Source organism: Roseomonas rosulenta (assembly GCF_016106005.1).
Taxonomy (GTDB): Bacteria; Pseudomonadota; Alphaproteobacteria; order Acetobacterales; family Acetobacteraceae; genus Neoroseomonas; species Neoroseomonas rosulenta.
Map to the genome: position 1 here is coordinate 14,237 of NZ_JACADR010000036.1, position 12,865 is coordinate 27,101.

General features: G+C 71.7%; 13 protein-coding genes. 4 read left to right on the forward strand and 9 right to left on the reverse strand.

Translation table 11 applies throughout. The annotated features are described in order from the left end of the window. Positions 1-7 precede the first annotated feature (7 nt). Genes ccoP through ccoN form a run of 4 tightly spaced genes read right to left on the reverse strand, consistent with a single transcriptional unit; the run spans position 8 to position 3,323 of the window. Positions 8-871: a cytochrome-c oxidase, cbb3-type subunit III gene (gene ccoP, locus HW578_RS07295; RefSeq protein ID WP_198369887.1), complete on the reverse strand. Its 864-nt coding sequence runs from the start codon at positions 869-871 to the stop codon at positions 8-10. 13 nt (positions 872-884) lie between these two features. Then, entirely contained in the window at positions 885-1,064 is a 180-nt protein-coding gene (locus HW578_RS07300) for a cbb3-type cytochrome oxidase subunit 3 (protein WP_198369888.1), read from the reverse strand. Positions 1,065-1,074: 10 nt separating this feature from the next. Continuing rightward, entirely contained in the window at positions 1,075-1,809 is a 735-nt protein-coding gene (gene ccoO, locus HW578_RS07305; RefSeq protein WP_198369889.1) for a cytochrome-c oxidase, cbb3-type subunit II, read from the reverse strand. Positions 1,810-1,823: 14 nt separating this feature from the next. Further along, on the reverse strand, positions 1,824-3,323 hold the full coding sequence (ccoN, locus tag HW578_RS07310; RefSeq protein WP_456308269.1) for a cytochrome-c oxidase, cbb3-type subunit I: 1,500 nt from the start codon (positions 3,321-3,323) through the stop codon (positions 1,824-1,826). Positions 3,324-3,502: 179 nt separating this feature from the next. On the opposite strand from ccoN, the gene HW578_RS07315 reads away from it, so the two are divergent. Then, complete coding sequence (locus HW578_RS07315) at positions 3,503-4,279, forward strand: DUF2189 domain-containing protein (protein WP_198369890.1); 777 nt, start codon at positions 3,503-3,505, stop codon at positions 4,277-4,279. 174 nt (positions 4,280-4,453) lie between these two features. On the opposite strand, the gene HW578_RS07320 is transcribed toward HW578_RS07315, so the two are convergent. Next, positions 4,454-5,191 (reverse strand): urease accessory protein UreH domain-containing protein, encoded by a 738-nt coding sequence (locus tag HW578_RS07320; RefSeq protein ID WP_198369891.1) that lies wholly within the window; start codon positions 5,189-5,191, stop codon positions 4,454-4,456. An 87-nt stretch (positions 5,192-5,278) separates the two neighbouring features. Here HW578_RS07320 and pdxA point away from each other — a divergent pair, with 87 nt between their 5' ends. From pdxA to HW578_RS07335, 3 genes are all read left to right on the forward strand, one after another. Next, on the forward strand, positions 5,279-6,250 hold the full coding sequence (pdxA, locus tag HW578_RS07325) for a 4-hydroxythreonine-4-phosphate dehydrogenase PdxA (RefSeq protein ID WP_198369892.1): 972 nt from the start codon (positions 5,279-5,281) through the stop codon (positions 6,248-6,250). Further along, on the forward strand, positions 6,247-6,978 hold the full coding sequence (locus HW578_RS07330; RefSeq protein WP_198369893.1) for a pyridoxine 5'-phosphate synthase: 732 nt from the start codon (positions 6,247-6,249) through the stop codon (positions 6,976-6,978). Before pdxA ends, HW578_RS07330 begins: the two co-directional genes overlap by 4 nt. 61 nt (positions 6,979-7,039) lie before the next feature. Then, positions 7,040-7,843: an alpha/beta fold hydrolase gene (locus HW578_RS07335; RefSeq protein ID WP_198369894.1), complete on the forward strand. Its 804-nt coding sequence runs from the start codon at positions 7,040-7,042 to the stop codon at positions 7,841-7,843. A gap of 144 nt (positions 7,844-7,987) precedes the next feature. Here HW578_RS07335 and HW578_RS07340 read toward each other — a convergent pair whose 3' ends face one another. From HW578_RS07340 to HW578_RS07355, 4 genes are all read right to left on the reverse strand, one after another. Further along, on the reverse strand, positions 7,988-9,742 hold the full coding sequence (locus HW578_RS07340; protein WP_198369895.1) for an ABC transporter transmembrane domain-containing protein: 1,755 nt from the start codon (positions 9,740-9,742) through the stop codon (positions 7,988-7,990). 321 nt (positions 9,743-10,063) lie between these two features. Next, complete coding sequence (locus HW578_RS07345) at positions 10,064-10,846, reverse strand: SDR family NAD(P)-dependent oxidoreductase (RefSeq protein WP_369407842.1); 783 nt, start codon at positions 10,844-10,846, stop codon at positions 10,064-10,066. A gap of 88 nt (positions 10,847-10,934) precedes the next feature. Next, complete coding sequence (locus tag HW578_RS07350; protein WP_198369896.1) at positions 10,935-11,276, reverse strand: hypothetical protein; 342 nt, start codon at positions 11,274-11,276, stop codon at positions 10,935-10,937. A 216-nt stretch (positions 11,277-11,492) separates the two neighbouring features. After that, on the reverse strand, positions 11,493-12,464 hold the full coding sequence (locus HW578_RS07355) for a Bug family tripartite tricarboxylate transporter substrate binding protein (protein WP_198369897.1): 972 nt from the start codon (positions 12,462-12,464) through the stop codon (positions 11,493-11,495). Between the last annotated feature and the right edge of the window lie 401 nt (positions 12,465-12,865).

Consider the following 12,865-nt stretch of genomic DNA (forward strand, 5'->3'; position numbering starts at 1 on the left):
CGCGGCCCTACTCGCCCCCACCCAGCGAATGCACGTAGACGGCGAGCATGTTGACGATGGCGGGATCGAGCCGCCCCTGCCAGGCCGGCATCACGCCCGCGCGCGGGTTGGTGATCATCGCCACGATGTCACGCTTGCTGCCGCCATAGAGCCAGACCTGGTCCGACAGCCGGGGGGCGCCGACATCGCGGTTCCCCTCGCCGCGCTCGCCATGGCAGGCGACGCACTGCTCGGCGTAGATCGCCGCACCGCGCGCGGCTGCCGCCTGGTCGGTGGCGCGGCTCGTGAGCGAGAGCACGTGCTCCGCCACGTCCTCGATCTGCGCACGGGTCAGCAGGCCGTCGGCGCCGAAGCGCGGCATGATGCTCTGGCGCTGGTCGTCGCTCTCGTTCGAGCGGATGCCGTGGCGGATGGTGTGCTGGATGGCCTCGAGCGAGCCGCCCCAGATCCAGTCGTCATCGGCCAGGGACGGGAAGCCGCCCACGGCACCCTGACCGCCCGCGCCGTGGCAGGAGGCGCAGTTGTTCGCGAAGGCGCCGCGCCCGCCGGCGATGGCGAAGGCGCGCAGTTCCGGGTCGGCCACGATCTGCGCCGGCGTCGCCTCGCGAAGCCGTGCCAGCATGGGCGCGTTGTGCGCCTGGGCGGCGGCGACGTCGGCGACCACCGCCTCACGCGCCACCCAGCCCGACACGCCTTTCCAGCCCGGCAGCGAGGGGTAGATCACCACCCAGACCACGGCGAAGGCGATGGTCGCGTAGAAGGTATAGAGCCACCACTTCGGCAGCGGGGTGTTCAGCTCCTTCAGCCCGTCCCATTCATGGCCGGTGGTGTCGGTGCCGGTCAGGCTGTCCTTCTCGATCTTCGTCGGCATCCTCGGATGCTCCTCAGCGGGTGCTGCGTGCGCCGGGGACGTCGTCGTCCCGCAGCGGAATATCGGCCTGGTCCTCGAAGTGGCGCTTCCTCGACGGGCGCAGCACGAACCACAACATCCCGAGGAAGAGCACGAAGAACCACACGACCCAGAGGGCGCGCAGCGTGGGCAGGTGTTCGATCAGCGTGTCCATCGCGCGCTCCTCAGGGCTGGCGCAGCTGCGCGGGGGTGACGTCGCGGAAGTCGACCAGCGTGCCGAGCATCTGCAGGTAGGCGACCAGCGCATCCATCTCGGTCACCACGCCGGGGTCGCCGTCGAAGGCGGCCTGGCGGGCGCGGGCGTAGCGGCCCTGGAAACCGGCGGGATCGGCATCCGGCATGGCCTGCGCGCGCAGGTCCGCCACCGCATTCGCGATCATGTCGTCGGTGTAGGGCACGCCAGCGACCCGCAGCGCGCGCATGCGCGCCTGCACGTCCGAGACATCGAGGGGCCGGTCGAGGAAGGCATAGGGCGGCATGATGGACGCCGGCACCAGCGCGCGCGGGGAGCGCAGGTGCTGCGCCTGCCAGTCATCCGAATACCGCCCGCCGACGCGCGCGAGATCCGGCCCGGTCCGCTTCGATCCCCACTGGAAGGGATGGTCGTACATGCTCTCGGCCGCGAGCGAGTAGTGGCCGTAGCGCTCGAGCTCGTCGCGGAAGGGGCGGATCATCTGGGAGTGGCAGTTGTAGCAGCCCTCCCGGACGTAGATGTCGCGTCCGCGCAGTTCGAGCGGCGTGTAGGGGCGCACCCCCGCCACGCGCTCGATCGTGGTCTCGACGGCGAACAGGGGCACGATCTGCACCAGCCCGCCGATCGAGATGGTGATGAGGGTGAGCACCGCCATCAGCACCACGTTGCGCTCGATGATGCCGTGGTCGCGAAGCCATGCGAACATCTGCCTGTGCTCCCTTATTCCGCCGCGACGGCGATGGCGGAAGCCGGCGCGGCGACGGGGGCCGGTGCGGCCTCCTCGCTGCTGGTCACCGTCTTCCAGAGGTTGAAGGCCATGATCAGCGCGCCGGTCAGGTAGAGCAGCCCGCCCAGCAGCCGGATCACGTAGTAGGGGTGCATCGCCTCCACGGTCTCGACGAAGGAGTACTGGAGGAAGCCGAGCTCGTCATAGGCGCGCCACATGAGCCCCTGCATGATGCCCGAGACCCACATCGCGGTGATGTAGAAGACGATGCCGAGGGTCGCGAGCCAGAAATGCCAGGCGATCAGCTTCTCGCTCCAGATCGCCTGCTTCCGCCACAGCACCGGGAACAGGTAGTACAGCGCGCCGAAGGTGATGAAGCCGACCCAGCCCATCGCACCGGAATGCACATGACCGATGGTCCAGTCGGTGTAGTGCGAGAGCCCGTTCACCGCGCGGATGGACATGACCGGGCCTTCGAAGGTGGACATGCCGTAGAAGCCGACCGCGGTCACGCTGAAGCGAAGTGCGGGGTTGGTGCGCAGCTTGTCCCACGCCCCCGAGAGCGTCATCAGCCCGTTGATCATGCCGCCCCAGGAGGGCATCCAGAGCACGACCGAGAAGACCATGCCCAGCACCTGCGCCCAGTCGGGCAGCGCGGTGTAATGCAGGTGGTGCGGGCCGGCCCAGATATACAGGAAGATCAGCGTCCAGAAGTGCACGATGGACAGCCGGTAGGAATAGACCGGGCGCTCGGCCTGCTTCGGGATGAAGTAGTACATGATCCCGAGGAAGCCGGCGGTGAGGAAGAAGCCCACAGCGTTGTGGCCGTACCACCACTGGATCATCGCCCCCTGCACGCCGGGCGGCGCCGCGTAGGACGAGGACGACCCCACATCCAGCGGGATCGAGATGTTATTGCCGAGATGCAGCACCGCGACCGTGATGATGAAGGCAAGGAAGAACCAGTTCGCCACGTAGATGTGCGGTTCCTCGCGCTTCATGATCGTGCCGGCGAAGATGATCAGGTAGGCGACCCAGACCACCGTCAGCCAGATGTCCACGTACCATTCCGGCTCGGCGTATTCCTTGCCCTGCGTGATGCCGAGCACGTAGCCGAGTGCCGCCATGACGATGAAGAACTGGTAGCCCCAGAAGAGGAACCAGCCGGCATCGTCACCGCCGAACAGGCGCGCACGGCAGGTGCGCTGCACCACGAACAGCGACGTGCACAGCAGCGCATTGCCGCCGAATGCGAAGATCACCGCGCTGGTGTGCAGCGGGCGCAGCCGCCCGAAGGTGGTCCATTCGAGGTCGAGGTTGAGCAGCGGGAAAGCCAGTTGCGAGGCGATCACCACGCCCACCAGGAAGCCCACCACGCCCCAGAAGGCGGTGGCGATGGCGAAGGCACGGATCGGCGCCTCCACAAACGTCACCTCTCCCGCCCGCATCGCCTGCCCCGGCGCCAGGGCGGCGCTTGCCGTTGCTGCTGCCACGACCGATTTCTCCCACACCGGCGCCGCCGCGGAGTCGCGATGCGCGCCACGGCCGGCAGGGAACGCCGGAGGCCGCGCAGCGTCCTTGATCCGGATCAAGTTTCTTGCGCTGCAGCAGGATTAGCCTGCGCGGCAGTCCGGGGCGGCCGAGCCGCCCGTGCCGGGGGGAAGAACCTGCCATGCCGAGCGATGCGCAAGCCGCCACCCGTCGACCCGCCATCATCCGCACCGTCGCCCCCGACCGGCCCTGGGCCTGGCTGACCGCGGGCTGGCGCGACCTGATGGCGAACCCGCAGATCGGCTTCTTCTATGGCGGCGCGCTGACGCTGGCGGGCTGGGTGCTGGCGCTGGTGCTGCTCTGGGCGCGCACCGCCTGGGCCATCCTGCCGGCCTCGGCCGGCTTCTTCATGGTCGCACCCATCCTCGCCGCGGGGCTCTACGAGGCGTCCCGCCTGCGCGAGGAAGGTAAGCCCGTCACCTTCGCCGCCTGCATGGCGGGCTTCACGCGCAATGGCGGGCAGCTGGCCTTCATGGGCGTGGTGCTGGTGCTGCTGCACCTGTTCTGGGTTCGGGTCGCGGCGCTGATCTTCATGCTGATGTTCGGCATCAACTTCACCCCTTCGCTGGAAGCGCTGCCGATGGCGATGCTGCGGTCCGACATGCTGCTGCCCTTCCTGATCGTGGGTACCGGCGCGGGCGCCGTGCTGGCGGGGGCAGCCTTCGCGATTTCCGCCGTGTCGATCCCGATGCTGGTGGATCGCGATATCACGGCGATGGAGGCGATCGCGGTCTCGGTACGCACGGTGCTGGCCAATCCCGGCGCGATGCTGTTCTGGGCCGGGCTGATCGTGGTCTTCACGGCGATGGCGATGGTGCCGTTCTTCCTCGGCCTCGCGCTGGTGATCCCGCTGGTCGGGCATGCGACGTTCCATGCCTATCGCGACCTGGTGGACTAGTTTTTTTGCCCTCAGGCGCGTCGTGCCGAAGGCACGCCTGCGGTGTGACGCGGCCGCATCCGCGGCCTTGGCTTTCGCGCCTTGCACTGACGCGCCCGGCGCGGCATCCAGGTTGGGCGCGGTCGCGCCGTGCGCTCCCGGATCGCGCTGCGCGCGATCCGCAGGTCTGTGTCGTCAGGCCACCACCCGCACCGCCATCACCGCCAGCACCACGCCGTTCAGCGCGAACAGCGCCGCCCCCGCCAGGCGCATCCCCGGCCCCGCGCGCCGGCCGAAGAACCTCCCGAGCAGCGCCACGCCCACCAGCGCCGGCACCGTCCCCGCCACGAAGGCCGCCATGACCAGCGCACCGCCAAGAGCCGAGCCGGTCGCCGCCGCCCCCGCCAGCGCGCCGTAGAGCAGGCCGCAGGGCAAGGCCGAGAGCGTCAGCCCCAGCGCCACGCCGCGCAGCCCCGTGGGTGCGGCCAGCAGCGCGCCAAGGTGGCGCTCCATCCCCGCCGGCAGCCGCGGCGCCGGCAGCCGCGGCAATAGCGCCGCGACCCGCGTGCTGGCCTGCGCAAACATCAGCAGCGCCGCGAGGCCGAGCAGCACCGCCAGCACGAAGCGCAACCCCGTGCCCAGCGCCACGATCCCGGCGAAGCCGCCCGCCGCCGCACCGAGGCCCGCGTAGCCCAGCATCCGCCCCGCGTGATAGGGCACCAGCGCCGCGCCGGAGATCCGCCCCAGCATCCCCCCCGCCGCCGCGCGGTCCGCCACCGCCGCCGCCTGGGCGATCACGAAGGGCCCGCACATGCCCGCGCAATGCGTCGCCCCGCCGGCAAGGCCCGCAAGGAACAGCGCCGCCATCACCGCCGGCACGCCGCCGGGGCCGAGCGCCGTCAGGTCGTGCAGGCAATTCGCCAGGAACTCCATGGCGCACCACTACCATGCGCGGCGCGCGCCGCCTTGCGTCGCCGCAAGCCCTCGCCATGTCGCGCGCCAGGACGTAAAGCGGAGCCCATGCGCCCCCTCGTGCTCACCATGGGAGAACCCGCCGGCATCGGCGCCGAGATCGCCGCCGGCGCCTGGCGCGCGCTCCACGCAACCGGTCCGGCCTTCGTGCTGATCGACGACGCGACGCGCGCCTTCGACGTGCCGGTGCGCGCGATCGATGCGCCGGAGGAGGCCGCCGCGGTCTTCGCGCAGGCGCTGCCGGTGCTGCATCGGCCCCTGCCGCGCCCGCCGGTTCCCGGCCAGCCGGACACCGCGAACGCGCCCGCCGTGATCGCCGCCATCACCGAGGCGGTGGCCCTCGCGCGCGCCGGCCGCGCCGCGGGCGTGGTGACCAACCCGATCCAGAAGGCGACCCTCACCGCGGCGGGCTTCCACCATCCCGGCCACACCGAATATCTCGGCGAGATCGCCGGCACGGGCGTGCCGCCGGTGATGATGCTCGCCAGCACCGACCTGCGCGTGGTGCCCGTCACGGTCCACGAGGCATTGGCGAAGGCGATCGCGCGGCTGACGCCCGAACTGATCGCCGAGACGGCCCGCATCACCGCGCGTGCGCTGCGGGAGGAATTCGCCATCGCCGCGCCGCGCCTGGCCGTGGCGGGCCTGAACCCCCATGCCGGCGAGGCCGGCACCATGGGGCGCGAGGACATCGACATCGTCGCCCCCGCCATCGCGATGCTGCGCGCCGAGGGCATCGACGCACGCGGCCCGATGCCGCCCGACACCATGTTCACAGCGCTGGCCCGCCCGACCTATGACGCCGCGATCTGCCTGTATCACGACCAGGCGCTGATCCCGATCAAGACGCTCGACATGTCGGGCGGGGTGAACATCACGCTCGGCCTGTCCATCGTGCGCACCAGCCCGGACCATGGCACGGCGCTCGATATCGCGGGCACGGGCCGCGCCGATCCGTCGTCGTTGATCGCGGCGATCCGCCTCGCGGCGGAACTCGCGCGCGCCAGGGGGTTCGCATGACGCATCTCGATTTCTCGGTGAATGTCGACCACGTCGCGACCCTGCGCAACGCGCGCGGCGGCGCCTTTCCCTGCCCGGTCGAAGCCGCGCGCATCGTGGTCGAGGCCGGCGCCGACGGCGTGACCATGCATCTGCGCGAGGACCGCCGCCACATCCGCGACCGCGACGTGGAGCGCGTCCGCGCCGAGATCGCGGCACCCCTGAATTTCGAGATGGCCGCGACCGAGGAGATGGTCGCCTTCGCTGAACGCATCCGCCCGCCCTATTGCTGCCTGGTGCCGGAGAAGCGTGCGGAGCTCACCACGGAAGGCGGCCTCGACGTGCTGCGCGCCGGCCCCTTCCTGCACGAAGCGGTGCAGCGCCTGCGCGCCGCCGGGGTGCGCGTGTCGATCTTCATCGAGGCCGATCCGGCGCAGATCGAGGCCGCCGCTCGCATCGGCGCCCAGGCGATCGAGCTGCACACCGGGACCTATGCCGAGGGGCCGGTCGCGAACCGCGCGGCGCAGCTCGCGCGGCTGAAGGCGGGTGCGTTGGCGGCGCGCGCGGCAGGGCTGCTGTGCCATGCCGGGCACGGGCTGTCCTACGACACCGTCGGGCCGATCGCCGCGATGCCCGAAGTGACCGAGGTGTCGATCGGCCATTTCCTGATTTCGCAGAGCGTTTTCGAAGGGCTGGGCGCGACGGTGCGGCACTTCCGCGCCATCATGGACGAAGCACGCGCGGCCTGATCCGCGGGGCTTCCCGCGCGCCGCGCGCCGTGCCTCCATGCACGTCACGGAGGACGCACGCATGCCCAGCATCGCCATCGACGGCTATCCCATCGCCTATGCCGAGGCCGGCTCCGGCCCGCCGCTGCTGATGGTGCATGGCACGCTCGGCGACCAGCGCTCCTGGGCCGCGCAGATGGAGGCCTTCGGCGCCGCGCACCACGCCATCGCCGTCAGCCTGCGCCATTGCTGGCCAGGGCAGTGGACCGACGGAGGCGACTTCACCATCGCCCGCCATACCGCCGACATCGCGGGCTTCATCAGGGCGCTTGGCGAGGGCCCGGTGCGCCTCATTGGCCATTCGCGCGGCGGACACATCGCCTTCCGCGTCGCGCAGCATCATCCCGACCTTGTGCAATCCCTCGTGCTGCTGGAACCGGGCGGCGAACTGGACGAGACGCTGGGCGGCGCACCGCCCGCCGGCCAGCAGGGCGCGGCCTTCGCGCGCGGCGCCGCGCTGATCGGCGAGGGAAAGGTCGAGGAAGGCCTCACCGTCATCGCCGAGCACACCGGCGGCCCCGGCGCCTGGGCCAAGCGGCCGGAGGCGCGCAAGGCCGTCAGCCGCGACAATGCCCGCACCCTGCTCGGCCAGGTGCATGAGCAGCGCCGGCCCTACAGCCGCGCCGAGGCCGAGGGCATCCGCATCCGCACCCTGCTGGTCGGCGGCGACCAGTCGCAGCCGCAATTCGGGCGCATCCTGGGTGCGCTGGAAGGGGCCATGCCGAACACCAGGCGCGTGACCATCCCGAACGCCGCGCACAGCGTGCAGGCGGACAATCCGGCCGACTTCAACGCGGCGGTGCTGGCGTTCCTCGCGCAGGGCTGACAGCGAGCGAAGCGAGGCCCGACCCGCGGCCCGCCGGGCCGCGCGCGCGGCGCCACCCGCGCCGCAACGCGACGGGCCGGGAATCCCGCCCGCCCGGCCTGCGAGAGGCACGAAGGCGAAGCCTCCCCGCGGTGGCGACGAGCCTCAGGCGTCGGCGAATTGGAGCGCGGCGAGGCGGGCATAGAGGCCGCCTTCCGCGAGCAGCGCCTCGTGCGTGCCGGTCGCGACGATGCGCCCGGCCTCCATGACCACGATGCGGTCCGCCGCGCGCACGGTGGCGAGGCGATGCGCCACCACCAGCGTGGTGCGCTCCTGCGACAGGCGCGCCAGCGCATCCTGCACGGCGCGCTCGCTCTCGGCATCGAGCGCGGAGGTCGCTTCATCCAGCAGCAGCACCGGCGCGTCGCGCAGGATGGCGCGCGCGATGGCGATGCGCTGGCGCTGCCCGCCGGAGAGCGTCACGCCGCGCGCGCCCAGATGCGTGGCGTAGCCCTCGGGCAGGGCCGCGATGAAGCCAGCGGCGGAGGCGGCCTCGGCTGCCGCGCGCACCTCGGCATCGGTCGCGCCCAGGCGGCCATAGCGGATATTGTCGGCGACCGAGGCGCTGAAGATCGAGGGGTCCTGCGGCACCAGGCCGATGCGTGCGCGCACCGCCTCGGGCGCGGCCGCGGCGATGTCCACGCCGTCCAGCTCGATGCGCCCGTGCTGCGGGTCGTAGAAGCGCAGCAGCAATGAGAGCACCGTGGTCTTGCCCGCCCCGGACGGGCCCACCAGCGCCACCGTCTCGCCTGGCGCGACGTCCAGGGAGAAGCGGTCGAGCGCCGGGATTTCCGGGCGCGAGGGATAGCGGAAGGTCACGTCGCGAAACGCCACCGCGCCGCGCGGCGCGGGCAGCGCCACGGGCGCGGGCGGCGCGGCGATTGCGGGCTCCACCATCAGGATCTCCGCCAGCCGGTCGGCGGCCGCGGCGGCGCGCTGGATCTCGCCCCACAATTCGCTGACCGTGGCACCGGCACTCGCGAGCAGCACGGCGTAGAAGACGAAGGCGGTGAGGTCCCCGCCGCTCATGCGCCCCGCGATCACATCCTGCCCGCCCACCCACAGCGCGAAGGTGATGGCGCCGAAGCCGAGCAGGATCACGGTCAGGATCAGGATGGTGCGGTTCGCCACGCGCCGCAGCGCCGCCTGCACGGAGCGTTCGGAGTCCGCGCCGTAACGAGCGCGTTCCGCGTCCTCGTGCGTGAAGGCCTGGACGGTGCGCATGCCGTTGATGGCTTCCTCGGCACTCGCCGCGAGGTCCGCCACGCGTTCCTGCGCGGCCTTGGAAAGGCGGCGCTCGCGCCGGCCAAACAGGATCATGGGCAGCACCACGATGGGCACCACCACCGCCATCAGCCCCGCGAGCTTGGTGCTGGTCAGCACCAGCATCGCGAAGGCGCCGATGCCCGTCAGCGCATTGCGCAGCCCCATCGAGATGGCCGAGCCGATCAGCGATTGCAGAAGCGCGACATCGGCGGTCAGGCGCGACATCAGGTCGCCGGTGCGCGCCGTCTCGTAGAAGCGCGCATCGAGCCGCGTGAGATGGTCGAAGACCGCGCGGCGAAGGTCTGCCGCGACGCGTTCGCCGAGCCAGGTGACCAGGTAGTAGCGCAGCGAGGTCGCGATCCCGAGCGCGGCGACGATTCCGCCCATCACGGCCGCCGACCGGTTCAGCGCGCCGGCTCCGCCCGCGAATCCGTCGTCGATGATGTGGCGCAGCCCCTGGCCGATCGCGAGCGTCAGCCCCGCCGCGGCGAGCAGCGCCGCCGCCGCGCCCAGGGCGCGCGGCAGATAGGGCCGCAGGAAGGGCAGCAGCAGGCGCAGAGGTGCGACGCCGCGCCTGCGTACGCTACCCGACATGTGTCAGCCGTTCAGGATGTGGCACGACCTGCGGATCCTGCGCAGCAGGACGCCGGAGCGCACCGCACGACCCCGCCCACCCGGCCGAGAGCAGCGGCGCAGGGCGCAAAGGCGAGCCGGCGCATGACGGCGGCCTCTGCTTCAGGTCAAAGCAAACCGGATCGCGCCGTGCGCGATCCGCGAGCGCGAAGCGCGACCGCGCCCAGACCGACTCCGGCGCCAGGAGCATCAGCGCAGGGCGCGAAGGCAAGCCGCGCGGATGCGCGGCGCCCGCCGCTTGAGGGTCGCACAAAGACTCAGGCGCCTGCCGCAGGCGAGCGCCTAGACATGCTGGCCGCCATTGATGTGGATCTCGGCGCCGTTCACATAGGACGACGCCTCGGTGCAGAGGAAGTAGATCGCCTGCGCCACTTCCTCCGGACGGCCGAGCCGGCGCATCGGGATCTGTTCCTGCACGATCTTCTCGGTACCCGGGGACAGGATCGACGTATCGATCTCCCCGGGGCTGATCGCGTTCACCCGGATGCCGAGCGGCGCGAAATCCGCCGCCATCTCGCGCGTGAGGCCCGCCAGCGCCGCCTTGGACGTCGAATACGCCACGCCGGCGAAGGGATGCACGCGCCCGCCGGCGATCGAGGTCACGTTCACAACGGCACCATTGGCCTTCTTCAGCGGTTCGACGAGGCCACGGGCCAGCAGCACCGGGGCGAAGAAATTCACCCGGAACACCTTGAGCCAGCCCTCGAGGTCCATCTCGAGCGAGCCGAGCCGCGACCCGCCCGGCCCCTTGGGCGAGATGGCGGCGTTGTTCACCAGCGCATCGAGCCGCCCATCTTCGGGCTTCAGCCGTTCCTTGATCTCGGCGATGGCCGTCTCGGTCGCGGTCGGGTCGGTGAGGTCGAGTTGGATGTGGTCTTCGGGGCCCATCTCCCACGGGCATTGCTCCGGGAAGGGCTGGCGGGAAACCGTAATAACGCGCCAGCCGGCCGCGGAGAACCGCTTGACGGTCGCGTGTCCGATCCCACGCGAGGCGCCGGTCAGCAGCAGGACGCGTCGCGGTCCGTTAGCTGCCTTGCCCCGGCCTGCGCCGCTCGATGCCATCATGTCAGTCCCGTGCTCCGCCGAAGCGCGGGTATAGCGCGTATGGCCGGCGGGCACACCCGGCGCGGTGGCGCCGGGTGCATCACGCGCGTCAGGCCGCCAGGCGGTCGATGGCGGGGGTGAAGGCGGCGGCCCAGCCGGGGGCGGCGCGCAGCAGGCGCTCGAGTGCCGCGACCGGCAGCGCCTCGGCGTATTCCAGCGCGGTCACGGCGCGCTCGTCCCAATGGCGGGCGATCTCGGTCACCGCCTGCACGGCCGGGTCGGCCACGGAAGGGGCGGCGATCGCGCCCTGGTTCGCCAGCAGCGCGGCGCGGCGCGCCGCCACGATCACGCGCGCGGCCTGCTCCAGGCGGATGCGGTCCGGCAGCGCGCCCTCGGCGATCTCGGCGAGCGAACGGGCCAGGGTGGCGGCGGCACGGTTGGAAGCGGTCATGCTGGTTTCCCTTTGGATCACGGTCGCGGCCTCCCTCACCTTCTTGAGCTTTCGCGCGAATTGGTGACGACGCGACCGTGCGGCAAGGCGCGGCCTGTCGATGGCCGGCATGATGCGCGCGCATGTGGCGGAAGTATGACGGGCGCGCCCCTGGCAATACCTTGACCCGCGCGCCCTTGGCGCGACCGTGACTCGCGCGCCCCTGGCGCGACGCCCCTACTCGGGCTCGATCCCGGCGGCGCGCGCCTGCTCGCCCCAGAAGGCGATCTGCTCGCGGATGAAGGCGCCGAATTCCGCCGGAGTCGAGGTGACGCGCTCGATGCCGAATTCGCCGAGGCGGCGCTCGGTCTCGGGCCGGTCCCAGACGCGGCGGATGGCGGCGTTCCAGCCGGCCACCATCTCCTCGGGCATGCGCGCGGGGCCGACCGCGCCCATAAAGGAGAGCAGCTCGAAGCCAGGCAGCCCCGCTTCCGCAAGCGTCGGCCATTCGGGAAAGAGCGGCGTGCGCCGCGCCGAGGTGATGCCGAGCGGCTTGAGCTTGCCTTCGGCCAGGAAGGCGCGCGACGCGGCGACATCGGCGAACATCGAGTTCACCCGCCCGGCGATCACGTCGGTCATCGCCGGCGGGGAGGACCGGTAGGGCACGTGCGTGATGTCGACATTGCCGATCCGGTTCAGCATGGCCGCGCCCACCACGCCGGTGGTGTTGCCCGAGGCGCAGGTCATCCGCCCCGGCTGCGCGCGCGCCAGCGCGAGGAACTCGGCCAAGCTGCGCGCCGGCACCTGGTCGTTGATCGCGAGGACGAAGATGTAGGTCCCCATCCGGCACAGCGGCGAGAAATCCGCCACCGCATCATAGGTCGGCCGGCGCATCAGCGCGGGGGTGGCGCCATGCGGGCTGTTGGTCGTGATCATCACCGTCTGGCCGTCCGGCGCGGCGCGCGCGGTGGCCACCGCGGCGATGGCGCCATTGGCACCCGGACGATTGTCGACCACCACCTGGATGCCCCACTCGGCCTCGAGCAGGGAGGCCAGCAGGCGCGAGACGGTGTCGGTGCCCGACCCGGCCGCGAAGGGCACGATCATGTTGACCGTCCGCGATGGCTTCCAGCCCCCCTGGGCATGGACCAGGGCGGGGGCGGCGAGCGGCGCGGCAAGCAGCGCGCGGCGCGCGATGGCGAGGGTCATGGCGGCATCCTCCGGACGTGGGGCCCTTGCGCGGCGGGGCGCCGGCGGGTCCATTACCGACAGAATCGCAGCGCGGCGCGGCCATGTCCATCCGGCGCGCGCGCGGCCCGGCGCGCGACACCGCGGGCGGGGCGCGGCCGACCGTTGCGAAGAAACATCGTCCGGCCTGGACGTTGCGCGCTTGACCCGGCGCTGTGCGAGGGTCCATCACCCCGCCATGCTTGCGCACGGACACCGCGCCGCAGGGGTTTCGCTCGGCCTCGCCATGGCCCTTGTCGCCCCGCTGCTGCTGCTGGCGCCCTACCGGGCAGACGCCAATACCGCGCCGCGTCCGCAGGCCGCGCAGCCCGCTGCGCCCGCCGCACCCGCGGCGCGCCAGGCGGCCGCCCGTACCGCCGCGC